The 11,708-nt window shown below is 65.5% G+C and carries 10 protein-coding genes and 1 pseudogene; 3 read left to right on the top strand and 8 right to left on the bottom strand.

Annotated features, from left to right (window positions below; all coding sequences use genetic code 11):
• The first annotated feature begins 41 nt into the window (after nucleotides 1-41).
• Nucleotides 42-914: a UTP--glucose-1-phosphate uridylyltransferase GalU gene (gene galU / locus PA01_13740; GenBank protein ID KON79568.1), complete on the top strand. Its 873-nt coding sequence runs from the start codon at nucleotides 42-44 to the stop codon at nucleotides 912-914.
• Between the two features lie 218 nt (nucleotides 915-1,132).
• Here the strand turns inward: galU and PA01_13735 are convergent, their stop codons facing one another.
• From PA01_13735 to typA, 4 genes are all read right to left on the bottom strand, one after another.
• Nucleotides 1,133-1,891, bottom strand: a complete 759-nt coding sequence (locus PA01_13735; protein KON79567.1) for a hypothetical protein — start codon at nucleotides 1,889-1,891, stop codon at nucleotides 1,133-1,135.
• Between the two features lie 151 nt (nucleotides 1,892-2,042).
• Nucleotides 2,043-3,623, bottom strand: a complete 1,581-nt coding sequence (locus tag PA01_13730) for a SagB/ThcOx family dehydrogenase (protein KON79566.1) — start codon at nucleotides 3,621-3,623, stop codon at nucleotides 2,043-2,045.
• On the bottom strand, nucleotides 3,620-3,808 hold the full coding sequence (locus PA01_13725; protein ID KON79565.1) for a DUF934 domain-containing protein: 189 nt from the start codon (nucleotides 3,806-3,808) through the stop codon (nucleotides 3,620-3,622). Before PA01_13725 ends, PA01_13730 begins: the two co-directional genes overlap by 4 nt.
• A 404-nt stretch (nucleotides 3,809-4,212) precedes the next feature.
• Nucleotides 4,213-6,030 (bottom strand): translational GTPase TypA, encoded by a 1,818-nt coding sequence (gene typA / locus PA01_13720; GenBank protein KON79564.1) that lies wholly within the window; start codon nucleotides 6,028-6,030, stop codon nucleotides 4,213-4,215.
• Nucleotides 6,031-6,180: 150 nt separating this feature from the next.
• Here typA and PA01_13715 point away from each other — a divergent pair, with 150 nt between their 5' ends.
• Nucleotides 6,181-6,918 (top strand): S-methyl-5'-thioinosine phosphorylase, encoded by a 738-nt coding sequence (locus PA01_13715; GenBank protein KON79563.1) that lies wholly within the window; start codon nucleotides 6,181-6,183, stop codon nucleotides 6,916-6,918.
• A gap of 39 nt (nucleotides 6,919-6,957) precedes the next feature.
• Here PA01_13715 and PA01_13710 read toward each other — a convergent pair whose 3' ends face one another.
• From PA01_13710 to PA01_13700, 4 genes and pseudogenes are all read right to left on the bottom strand, one after another.
• On the bottom strand, nucleotides 6,958-7,374 hold the full coding sequence (locus PA01_13710) for a carboxypeptidase-like regulatory domain-containing protein (GenBank protein KON79562.1): 417 nt from the start codon (nucleotides 7,372-7,374) through the stop codon (nucleotides 6,958-6,960).
• Between the two features lie 193 nt (nucleotides 7,375-7,567).
• Nucleotides 7,568-7,960 (bottom strand): annotated as a pseudogene (locus tag PA01_19035) (YbhB/YbcL family Raf kinase inhibitor-like protein).
• A gap of 49 nt (nucleotides 7,961-8,009) precedes the next feature.
• Nucleotides 8,010-9,404 carry a nicotinate phosphoribosyltransferase gene (locus tag PA01_13705; GenBank protein KON79561.1) on the bottom strand — a complete coding sequence of 465 codons (1,395 nt, stop codon included), beginning with the start codon at nucleotides 9,402-9,404 and terminating at the stop codon, nucleotides 8,010-8,012.
• A 4-nt stretch (nucleotides 9,405-9,408) separates the two neighbouring features.
• The gene (locus PA01_13700; protein KON79560.1) at nucleotides 9,409-10,008 is read right to left on the bottom strand and encodes an isochorismatase family protein; all 600 of its coding nucleotides are present in this window, start codon (nucleotides 10,006-10,008) and stop codon (nucleotides 9,409-9,411) included.
• A 242-nt stretch (nucleotides 10,009-10,250) separates the two neighbouring features.
• Here PA01_13700 and sufB point away from each other — a divergent pair, with 242 nt between their 5' ends.
• Nucleotides 10,251-11,699 carry a Fe-S cluster assembly protein SufB gene (gene sufB / locus PA01_13695; protein ID KON79559.1) on the top strand — a complete coding sequence of 483 codons (1,449 nt, stop codon included), beginning with the start codon at nucleotides 10,251-10,253 and terminating at the stop codon, nucleotides 11,697-11,699.
• Nucleotides 11,700-11,708 lie beyond the last annotated feature (9 nt).

The raw sequence follows: 11,708 nt of genomic DNA, 5'->3' as shown, positions 1-11,708 counted from the left end.
GCGGCGGCCCGTCCAGAACATTCAACAGGGAGAATCACGACATGAAGAAAGTCACGAAAGCGGTATTTCCGGTCGCCGGCATGGGCACGCGCTTTTTGCCGGCCACCAAGGCGAGCCCGAAGGAGATGCTGCCGATCGTCGACAAACCGCTGATCCAGTACGCGGTCGAGGAAGCCGTCGCGGCCGGCATCACCGACATGATTTTCATCACCGGGCGTACCAAGCGTTCGATCGAGGATCACTTCGACAAGGCCTACGAGCTCGAAACCGAGCTCGAAGCCCGCGGCAAGAAGGAAATGCTCGCGCTGGTGCAGCGCACCGTGCCGAAGGGCGTGAACTGCATCTACATCCGCCAGTCGGAAGCGCTCGGCCTCGGCCACGCGGTGCTGTGCGCGGCACCGGTCATCGGCGACGAAGCGTTCGCGGTGATCCTCGCCGACGACCTGCTCGACAACCCGGACTCGGCCTCGATCATGGAGCAGATGGTCGGCGTCTATAACTACAACCGCTGTTCGGTGCTCGGCACGATGAACGTTCCGCGTGAAGAGACGCGCCAGTACGGCATCGTCAGCACCGAAGCGCAGCACGGCGACGTACAGCGGGTGACCGGGATCATCGAGAAACCCAAGCCCGAAGACGCGCCGACGACGCAAGCGGTCGTCGGTCGCTACATCCTGACGCCGCGCATCTTCGACCACATCCGCGCGCTGCAGCCGGGCGCGGGGGGCGAATACCAGCTGACCGACGCGATCGCCGCATTGCTGAAGGACGAGGCCGTGCTGTCGTACCAGTTCAAGGGCGTGCGCTACGACTGCGGCTCGAAGCTCGGCTATCTCAAAGCGACCGTCGAACTCGGCTTGCGCCATCCCGAAATCGGCGAAGAGTTTGCGGCGTACCTCGCCGAACGAAGCTGAATCCGGCGGGCGGCCCGGTAGCGCGGCTGCGGGCCGGCTCAGGATTCCGCGGGCGGACGCACGCTTCCTTGCCGCTGCCGAGGCAAAGCTTCATGAAGCGCACGATGGCAAGCGTGTAGCGCCGCGCCAGCCGGCGCGGCTCGAGCCCTGAGGCAAGCGGTGTTCCCATGGTGACCACCGTCCACTCCTGACCGGCTCCGGGCAGCTACGCGTGGCATTCACGCCGCTCCCACCCGCCGTGCCGATAGAACACGGAGCATCGGCAATATACCGAGCGCCACCACCACATGCTTGATCGGATGACCGGAAAACAATGTGTCCGTCAGCAGCCAAATCTGGCGGTCAAGGAGCTCGAAGCCTTTTGCGACCCCGTACGCGAGCAATAGCCAACCCCATGGCAGCCGAACCGCTGCCGCGGCGGCGGGGAGGCGGAACCAGAGCAGCAGTGTGCAGAGCCCGCCAAACTGGGCAACGAGATAAAGCCTTAAGTCGCCGGATAGCACCCACAGGGCAACCGCCGCCACTCCTACAATCAGCCACGCGATGAGCCATCGGCTGCCGGCTGCGGGTCCCAACCGTTCCGCCCCAACGGCACCTACAGCTCCGCCAAACGTCATTGCCATGGCGAGCCGGTCCCACACGAGAGACGCGTCGGATGGGGAAAGGTGGTACCAGACGCTACCGATACCAGTGAGCACGAGCCCGGTGAAGAATACCGTTAGCGGCAAGTATTGCGAGGGCGCCGAGCGGGAGCAGCAAGAGAGGCCTGCCAGGCCCGCAGCCGTGAATGCGAGGCTCGTCAGCACGTCAGCCGCATGCGGCAGAGAGAGCGGTCCCAGCGACAGCGCTCGCGAATCCGCAAAGCGGTGGTAGTCCTGCGGCTGCGCGATGGGCGCCACGAACGCGAGTCCAGCGAAAAGGATGCACAAAAGCGCGAGTGCGAGCCGTTCGGCAACACGCGGGTTGAGCGCGTTCATGGACTCACCTTGGCGAACCTGGTCGGTGCATCATAATTGGATTCTGGATTTGAGCACCGTCGGATCAGACCCCGGGCGGGAAGCGGTGTTCTTCGCCGGACGGGCGACGGAATGCCAAGCGCCGTCACTGTCCGCTCGCGGCTAACGATCTTTACTCGCGCACGGAATATGGCGCCAGCGAACTAAGCCGCGCATCCTCGATCGGCCCGCCGACGGTGAAGTGATACAGGCTCTGCCACTCGTTCCCCGCGAGACCGAGCAATTCGTGCATCGAGTCGTCGAAATAGCAGCCGATGCCGGTGCCGCGCAGGCCGGCCGCTTCTGCTTCGAGGTACAACGCTTGGCCGATCATGCCGCATTCGCGGAACAGCGCCGGGTAGCGCCACGGCTCGCGCTCGATCAGACCGAAGCGCCCCAGCATGCCGAGCGCGAAGCACGAATCGGCAGCAATTTCCTGATGGCAGCAGACGAGCTGCGCCGAAGCACGCAGGTCGTAGGGGATCAGCAGGTATAGCGGCAGATGCGACGGCCCGACCTTGTGCCACAACCAGTCATTGCGCAGCGCCGCACGCAGTTCATCGAGCACCGTCGCATCGCGCAGAAAAACGTAAAGCCCCGCGTCGAGGCCGGTGACCCGATGGACGAGCAGCGCCAGATGCACCTGCGGCTGCGCCGCCCACGCGCTCCACGGCGGCACGCCCGCACGCGGCAACAGCGCATCGAGCAGCGCGAGGAACGCTTCCGCAGTCATGCCGGAGACGCCGTCGAAGGCGACGGCGCTGCGGCGCTGACGGACCAATGTTGCCGCGCGCAGGTCGAGGGCCGGCTCTGCAGGCGCCGGTAACGTGGGCATGGCGCGCCACGCGTTCGGCGCGGTTCGCGGTTTGTGCGTCGATGCGTGAACGGCGTCGATGTCGTGCCAGCGCACATGACCCGTGCTGAGCCGGTTCGCCTGGCCCTGCCACGCGCAACGCGCGCTGAGGACAGCGAGCGCATCGGCATCGACCGTCGCCTGCGCGTCACCGATCAGCAACAGCACGTCCGGCACTTCGCGCTCGGTCCCGTCGAAGTCGGCTTCCCGGTCCAGTCCGGCAAGCCGTGCGATGTCGTCGTCGCCGACCTCATCGAGCACCCGCGCCGACCAGCCGAGCGCTGCAGCTGCCAGCGAAATGGCGGCGACCGCGTGGCCGCAGTCGTGCTGGCAGTAACGATACGCACGCACGCCGTACTTCCACGCCTCGCGCCAGTGGATCGAGCTGAGCGCGACCAGCACTGCCGGGCCGCGGAAGGCTGCGTCCCAGTCGTCCGCCACACCCGCCCGCTGTTCCAGCACATGCCTGCGACTCAAGTAGTGATACACGCCCGCCGCGACGTCCGGCAGCGTCGGCGCAATCAGATATCCTTCGGTCGGATGCAGATTGCCACTCGAAGGATTGCAGCGTAGCGCCCAGCGCGTGCCACCGAATTCCTTCCATGCGGAGAGCGCCAGCGACAGCTCGAACAGCAAGCCGACGTGCGCGCGATCGAGCGGCGCCGCCCTCGGCAGACTGCCCTGGCGCAAGTCGTTATAGCGCGTCGCCAACGCATCGGCCCCCAGCGGCAGCACAATGCACGGCGCGCCGGCATAACTGCGCCACGGATCCGGCTGATTCGCCCAGTCGAGCCGGCCCGGTCCCGGCGCATAGCGCTCGGGCCGGTGCTTGCTATTTTCATGATAGGCACGGACGGTCATCGCAGCGGCCCTCGGTGGCGATCGCATGGTTCTTCATCGCGCAATACATCTTCGAGGGCGCGCAGCGCGCCCTCGAAGATGTATTGCGCCCGCAGCAGCCGGGCAACGGAATAGCCGCGGCCGTCCGTGAAACGCACAAAATGCACGGCGATCAGCAGCAGTTCGCCGAACTCGGCGATCTTCACTCATCCTCCCGATTCGGCTCCCGTCGCGGAGACGAATGCCGCGTTTTTCTACGGCAGCTTTTCGACGGCAAGCATAATCGAATCGGTCATCGACCCGTTCATTGCGGTCAGTCTGCTATTTGCTTCAGCATATTTCTAGGAGGTCGTTCCCGACAGCCACTATGTGATTCTCGCGCTGCTGACGTGTTCACTGACGTTTCCGGGAGACAGCCACCTGTGTGACGGAAGGGGGGCGATGGTGCGCCGGACGGCGCTCAACAGGCTGCTGATTGCAGGCGCGGCGCTGCTGTTAAGACGCTAACGCGAATTACCCCGTACGGCGATACGTCGAGATGTAGACGAAAAAAGCGCTGCCGAAGCAGCGCTTTTTCGTGGTTCGACGGTCTCCCTGGGCGGGAAGCGCGTCAGGCGTTTTCGGCTTTTGCCGCGCGTTTGCGCTCGTTCTCGGTCAGGTAGCGCTTGCGCAGCCGGATCGACTTCGGCGTGATCTCGACGAGCTCGTCGTCGGCGATGAATTCGATCGCGGACTCGAGTGTCAGCTGGATCGGCGGGATCAGCCGCACGGCTTCGTCGGTGCCCGACGAACGCACGTTCGTGAGCTGCTTTCCCTTGATCGGGTTGACGACCAGATCGTTGTCGCGCGAATGGATGCCGATGATGATGCCTTCGTACACCGGATCGTTGTGGGTCAGGAACATGCGGCCGCGATCCTGCAGCTTCCACAGCGCGTACGCGACCGCCTGGCCGTTGTCCTGCGAGATCAGCACGCCGTTGCGCCGCTCGCCCATCGCGCCCGCCATCGGGCCGTAGTCGTCGAAGACGTGGCTCGCCAGACCGGTGCCGCGCGTCAGCGTCAGGAACTCGCCCTGGAAGCCGATCAGCCCGCGCGCGGGGATACGGTATTCGAGGCGGGCGCGGCCTTTGCCATCGGACTGCATGTCCTGCAGTTCGCCACGCCGCCGGCCGAGCTCTTCCATGACGCCGCCCTGGTGCTCTTCCTCGACGTCGACGGTGAGCAGCTCGTACGGCTCGCACTTGACGCCGTCGATCTCGCGGAACACGACGCGGGGCCGGCCGACCGCGAGTTCGAAGCCTTCGCGGCGCATGTTCTCGAGCAGGATCGTCAGATGCAGTTCGCCGCGGCCCGAGACCAGGAACACGTCCGAGTCGTTCGTGTATTCGACCCGCAGCGCGACGTTCTTCAGCAGCTCGCGTTCGAGCCGCTCGCGGATCTGACGGCTCGTGACGAACTTGCCTTCGCGCCCGGCCAGCGGCGACGAGTTGACCATGAAGTTCATCGTCAGCGTCGGTTCATCGACTGCGATCGGCTTCATGCCTTCGAGTTTCTCGGGATCGCACAGCGTGACGCCGATATTGACCTGATCGACGCCCGACACCAGCACGATGTCGCCGGCTTCGGCCGATTCCGCCTGCGTGCGCTCGAGGCCCTTGAACGTCAGCACCTGGCCGATCTTGGCCTTGCCGCGGTTCTCGTCACCGTACATCACGACGACTTCCTGGTTCGGACGGATGCGACCGCGCTTGATGCGGCCGATGCCGAGCTGCCCGATATACGTCGAATAGTCGAGCGAACAGACCTGCAGCTGCAGCGGGCCGTCGGCATCGACTTCGGGCTGAGGCACGTGCTCGAGGATCGCTTCGTACAGCGGAGTCATGTCGGTGCCCGGCTTGGCGGCGTCGAGCATCGCATAGCCGTTGAGCGCCGAGGCGTACACGACCGGGAAATCGAGCTGCTCTTCGGTCGCGCCGAGCTTGTCGAAGAGATCGAAGGTGTGATTGATGACCCAGTCCGGACGGCTGCCGGGGCGGTCGATCTTGTTGATGACGACGATCGGCTTCAGGCCGAGCGCGAGCGCCTTGCGCGTGACGAAACGCGTCTGCGGCATCGGGCCTTCGACCGCGTCGACGAGCAGCAGCACGCCGTCGACCATCGACAGCACGCGCTCGACTTCGCCGCCGAAGTCGGCGTGTCCGGGGGTGTCGACGATGTTGATGTGGGTGTCGCCGTACTGGATTGCGCAGTTCTTCGACAGGATCGTGATGCCGCGCTCCTTCTCCAGATCGTTCGAATCCATCACCCGTTCGGAAACCTGCTGGTTCTCGCGGAAGGTGCCGGATTGGCGCAGGAGCTGGTCGACCAGCGTGGTCTTGCCGTGGTCGACGTGGGCGATGATGGCGATGTTGCGGATGGAGCGGGACATTTGGGTCCAGAAGTCTTTGAAAAGTTTTTAATTTTAGCACGGACGCCGCATTGCAGCATCGCACCTGTCACCCTTTTCATGCAGGGCCGCGAGCGAGGGGGCGACGGGGCCCATGCTAGAATCGGCGCCGTTTTTCTGGAGACCGACCCGATGCTCGCAATCATTGGCGGTAGCGGACTCACGCAGCTTTCGACGCTCGAGATCGCCCGCCGCGAAGTGGTACGCACCCCTTACGGAGAACCGTCCGGAGCGCTGACGTTCGGCCGCCTGCGCGAACGCCGGGTGGTCTTTCTCGCGCGCCACGGTTATGGACACACGATCCCGCCGCATCTGGTCAATTACCGCGCCAATCTGTGGGCGCTCAAGCATGTCAAGGCGACCGGGATCATTTCCGTGGCGTCGGTCGGCGGCATCCGCGAGGATTTCGGCCCAGGCGCGCTGGTCGTGCCTCATCAGATCATCGACTACACGTGGGGACGCAAGAGCACGTTCTTCGAAGGAGGCGACGAGGGCGTGCATCACATCGATTTCACCCATCCGTACGACGAACCGTTGCGCCAGCGCATTCTCGCCGCGGGTATCGCGACGGGGGAACACATCGTCAATGGCGGCGTGTACGCCGCGACGCAGGGGCCGCGCCTGGAAACAGCCGCAGAAGTCACCCGGCTCGAGCGCGATGGCGCCGAACTCGTCGGCATGACCGGGATGCCCGAAGCGTCGCTCGCGCGCGAAATCGGTCTGCCCTACGCCGCGATCAATGTCATCGCGAACTACGCCGCCGGCCGCGGCGCGAGCGAGAAAGGCATCCTCTTCGACAGCATCGAAGTGGTGCTGCAGGAGGCGATGATGCGCGTGCGACGCGTCCTCGAGGAAGTCTGCAAGTCCTGACGACAGCCGGTGTCGGTCCGAACGCGCGAGCATCGTCGGCTACCAGTAGAAAGTCAGCGAGCGCTGTCCGGTGCGTGTAACGCTGGCGTTGCGGGTTTGCTCGCGTCCGTTCGCCATCGCGGTGACGCGGTAGTTGCCGGGAGGCAGTTGCGCCAGCATGAGCGGGCCGTCCGCACTCGCTTCGAGAACCTTGCGGCCCGTCGAATCGGCGATCGCGACGTTGACGTCAGCGAGATAGTTACCTGATTTTTCGGCGAAAACGAGCTTGAGGTTGAAGTCCTGCGCAGACGCGAGGAGCTGGTTGCGCTCTTCCTCGCCGACACCGCCGGTCATGTAGCGCACGCCCGCGAACTCGCGCACGTCGAGTGTCGGAGCGGCTTCCTGCGCCAGTGCCGTGCCGCCCCACAACCCCGAGGCGAGAACCAGCAGACCGGCGGCGATGTTGTGTCTGTTCATCGGGATACCTCCTGTGGTGGAAATCGCCTTTCATGCGACTGGCGGACCGAAAGCGAGTTCCGGTGCCCGGGCTTTCCGGTTCGCACGCGCGGCGCGGCCCGCGGCTTTCACCCTCATGGCCGCTGGTAAGTGCCGACGAGCTCCGCCTGGCAAGAACGTGGCCCTGCATCGCGTGTTCCAATTCGCGCTTCGTCGGAGCGCCGAGGGGGGGCAGGACGATGTCGACCGCATAGAGCTTGTGGAAGTAGCGGTGCCGGCCGATCGGCGGACACGGGCCGCCATACCCGGTGCGCTTCCAGTCGTTCGTTCCTTCGCGCGTGCCGGGCGGCAGGTCGGCCATCGCGACGGCTTCGGCCAGACCGGCCGTCGTCGGCGGGATGTTGTACAGCACCCAATGCACCCACGTTCGCTGCGGAGCCGCCGGATCGGGGGCATCGGGGTCATCGACGACCAGCGCGAGGCTGCGAGTGTTTTCAGGGATGCCGGACCAGCCCAGGGGAGGGGACACGTCACGGCCGTCGCATGTGTAGCTTGCGGGAATCGCGCCGCCGTGGGCAAATGCCGTGGAACTCAGAGTCAGGCTCATGTTCGTTGCTCCGGTTGTTAGTTACGGGGACCGGCTTGCGCCTCGTCCGTCAGGGGGGATCCGATGCGTCGGGAGCGGGGGAGGCCGATCCCTGTTGCCCGCGGCGCATCCGCCGATCGACGGCGTCGGCAAGGGCGCGCAGCCGGCCGGCCACTGTGACCGGGTAGGGCGCTGCCGGATCAAGCCCGCGCAGCGCGTCGGGCAGCGCCGCGACCTGGTCGGCGGCGTGCCGGCGCAACGCAGCCAACGCAGGCGCCGCCTCCAGCCGGCTGCCTGCGCGCATCACCGGCCGCAACAACGGTTCGCCGGAAGCGGGCTTATCCACAGTGGTCAGCAGATCGCCGCTGAAACGGCCCTGCGCGTCGCGACTGCGGTAGACCTGCTTGCGTCCCGGCCACGTGGCCTTGCCTTCGGAGCGTTTGCGCCGCGGCTGCCCCGCGTATTCCTGCAGTTTGTACGCGCAGTCGAGATACGGATAATCGGCCGAGGTGTTCATCCGCGTGCCAACGCCGAAACCGTCGATCGGCGCCTGCGCGGCGACGAGGTCGCGCACCGCATGCTCGTCGAGATTGCCGCTGGCGAAGATCCGTACGCCGTCCAGTCCGCCGGCATCGAGAATCACCCGCACGCGCCGTGCCAGTTCGGCGAGGTCTCCGCTGTCGATACGCACTGCCTGGATCGCAATGCCATCCGGCCGCAGCCGTTGGGCCAACGCCACGAGCTGGCGGGCCGCTGCCTCGGTGTCGTAAGTGTCGATCAGCATCGTGTTCGCACGCGGCTGCGAGCGCGCGAAATGTTCGAATGCGGCCACTTCGTCCTCGTGCGCCTGGATGAAGGAATGGGCCATCGTGCCGTACAGCGGAACATCCCATTTGACGCCGGCGAGTACCGTCGCGGTGCCGTTGAAACCGGCGAGGTAGCTCGCGCGCGCCGACAGCAGCCCGGCTTCGGCGCCATGCGCCCGGCGCAGCCCGAAGTCGACGAGCAGTCGGCCTCGGGCGGCGATCGCGCAGCGCACTGCCTTCGACGCGACCATGCTCTGGTATTGCAGCAGGTTGATGATCCGCGTTTCGACGAGCTGCGCCTGCGGCAACGGGGCGGTCACGCGCAGGATCGGTTCGTCGGCGAAAAACACCGTGCCTTCGGCCATCGCGTCGACGTCGCCGGTGAAGCGCAGCGCCGCGAGCCGGTCGACGAACTCCTGCCGGAAGCGGCCGCAAGCGGCAAGCCACTCGAGTTCGGCGTCGGAAAAGCGCAGCGTTTCGAGGTAATCGAGCACCTGCTCGAGGCCGGCCGCGATGAGGAAATTGCGCTGCGGGGGCAGCTTGCGGACGAAGAACTCGAACGCTGCAGTCTGCGTCATGCCGCCGTCGAAATAGGCCTGCAGCATCGTCAGCTGATAGAGATCGGTCAACAGGGCCGGCGCGGGAGGCAGATCGGCCATGGCATCAAACGGCCACAGCGCCGCTCGCGACAGGAAGGGCGCCGAGCCGCAGCATCTGCGCAAGCGCCTTCGCACCGTCCCCGGGCGCAGCCTCGACGGCACGAATCGCGTCGGTCAGCAACATCACCGCGTATCCTTTTGCGAGTCCGTCCCTGACGGTGTTGAGCACGCAGTAGTCGGTCGCCAGCCCGCCGACGAAGAGGCGCTGCACGCCGTCGGCGCGCAGGCGTTCGTCGAGGTCGGTGCGGTCAAAGCCGGAATACGCATCGGCGTCGGCGGTAGTCGCCTTCGACACGATCACCGCCGACGCCGGCAGCGCGAGTCCGGGCGGAAACGTGGCGCCCGGAGTGCCGGCGACACCGTGCGGCGGCCACGGGCCGCCGCGGTCGCGGAACGAGCAGTGGTCGGGCGGGTGCCAGTCGCGCGTTGCGAAGACCGGCAACCCCCGGTCGGTGAAAGCAGCGATCAGCCTGTTCAATGGCGGCACGACTTGGTCTGCGCCGGACACGGCGAGGCTGCCGCCGGGAAGGAAATCCTGCTGCACGTCGACCACGATCAACGCATCGCCGGCCTTCAGGTCGATCGGTCCGTCCGTGCCTTGCATCGCAGCCTCCGGTTGGTTGACCCCTCTTACTGTAGACCGTCGCCCGGCTCCTGCCGGCGCGACCGGGTATCCGCACCGGCCTTACCCCGCCGGTTGCCGGCTTCGATACGGGGACGAGGGGAATTTCAGCGGCGGCGGCGCCGTCGAAGTGTGAAGCTGCAGCATTTGCACATCCGGTGTGAGTCACGTACGGCCTCTTGCCGGCACGCCGAGGAAACACCGGCACGAACGGGGGTGGAGCGATGGGAAACCCGGCCTCTCAACTCGACGAACTGATCAGCCACGATTACCAGCACGGTTTCTACACGCCGATGGAAGTCGACAGTGCGCCGGCCGGACTGTCGGAAGACGTGATCCGCCTGATCTCGGCGAAGAAGAACGAGCCGGATTTCATGCTCGACTGGCGGCTCAAAGCTTTTCGCCACTGGCTGACGATGAGCGAGCCGCGCTGGGCGACGGTGCGTCACCCGCCGATCGACTACCAGGCCATCGTCTATTACTCGGCGCCGAAGTCGAGGACAGACGGGCCGAAGAGCCTCGCGGAGGTCGATCCGGAGCTGCTGCGCACCTACGAGAAACTCGGCGTGCCGCTCGAGGAGCGCGAACTCCTCGCGGGGGTCGCGGTGGATGCGGTGTTCGACAGCGTGTCGGTCGCAACGACGTTCAAGGAAAAACTGCGGGAACTGGGCATCGTCTTCTGCTCGTTCTCCGAAGCCGTGCAGAACCATCCGGAGCTGGTGCAGCAGTATCTCGGCTCGGTCGTGCCCTACACCGACAACTTCTTCGCGACGCTCAATTCGGCGGTGTTCTCGGACGGTTCGTTCTGCTACATCCCGCCGGGCGTGCGCTGCCCGATGGAGCTGTCGACGTACTTCCGCATCAACGCGAAGAACACCGGGCAGTTCGAGCGCACGCTGATCATCGCCGACCGCGGCGCGTACGTCAGCTACCTCGAAGGCTGCACGGCGCCGATGCGCGACGAAAACCAGCTGCATGCGGCGGTCGTCGAGCTGATCGCGCTCGAAGGCGCACAGATCAAATATTCGACGGTGCAGAACTGGTATCCCGGTGACCGGGAAGGCAAAGGCGGCATCTACAACTTCGTCACGAAGCGCGGCGACTGCCGCGAAGCGAATGCGAAGATCTCGTGGACGCAGGTCGAGACCGGTTCGGCGATCACGTGGAAGTACCCGAGCGTGATCCTGCAGGGCGACGATTCGGTCGGCGAATTCCATTCGGTGGCGCTGACGAACCACTGGCAGCAGGCCGACACCGGCACGAAGATGATTCACCTCGGCCGCAACACGAAGAGCACGATCCTGTCGAAAGGCATTTCGGCGGGGCACGGCAGCAACGCGTATCGGGGCCTCGTGAAGATGGCGAAGAGCGCGGCCAACGCGCGCAACTACACGCAGTGCGACTCGCTGCTGCTCGGCGACCGCTGCGCGGCGCACACTTTCCCGTACATCGAGGTGAAGAACGCGAGTGCGCGCGTCGAGCATGAAGCCTCGACCTCGCGCATCGGCGAGGACCAGCTGTTCTACTGCCAGAGCCGCGGCGTCAGCGCCGAGGATGCGGTGTCGCTGATCGTTTCCGGTTTCTGCAAGGAAGTGTTCAAGGAACTGCCGATGGAGTTCGCCGTGGAAGCGCAGAAGCTCCTCGGCGTGAGCCTCGAAGGCAGCATCGGGTGAAGGGGTGGA

The sequence above is a fragment of the Azoarcus sp. PA01 genome, from assembly GCA_001274695.2.
Classification (GTDB): Bacteria; Pseudomonadota; Gammaproteobacteria; order Burkholderiales; family Rhodocyclaceae; genus Aromatoleum.
This window is presented reverse-complemented; position numbering and strand designations above follow the sequence as displayed.

What these genes read in the sequence shown, in the direction of transcription:
- galU (KON79568.1), top strand. Translation starts at nt 42, where the DNA reads ATGAAGAAAGTCACGAAAGCGGTATTTCCGGTCGCCGGCATGGGCACG.
- PA01_13735 (KON79567.1), bottom strand. Translation starts at nt 1,891, where the DNA reads ATGAACGCGCTCAACCCGCGTGTTGCCGAACGGCTCGCACTCGCGCTT.
- PA01_13730 (KON79566.1), bottom strand. Translation starts at nt 3,623, where the DNA reads ATGACCGTCCGTGCCTATCATGAAAATAGCAAGCACCGGCCCGAGCGC.
- typA (KON79564.1), bottom strand. Translation starts at nt 6,030, where the DNA reads ATGTCCCGCTCCATCCGCAACATCGCCATCATCGCCCACGTCGACCAC.
- PA01_13715 (KON79563.1), top strand. Translation starts at nt 6,181, where the DNA reads ATGCTCGCAATCATTGGCGGTAGCGGACTCACGCAGCTTTCGACGCTC.
- PA01_13710 (KON79562.1), bottom strand. Translation starts at nt 7,374, where the DNA reads ATGAACAGACACAACATCGCCGCCGGTCTGCTGGTTCTCGCCTCGGGG.
- PA01_13705 (KON79561.1), bottom strand. Translation starts at nt 9,404, where the DNA reads ATGGCCGATCTGCCTCCCGCGCCGGCCCTGTTGACCGATCTCTATCAG.
- PA01_13700 (KON79560.1), bottom strand. Translation starts at nt 10,008, where the DNA reads ATGCAAGGCACGGACGGACCGATCGACCTGAAGGCCGGCGATGCGTTG.
- sufB (KON79559.1), top strand. Translation starts at nt 10,251, where the DNA reads ATGGGAAACCCGGCCTCTCAACTCGACGAACTGATCAGCCACGATTAC.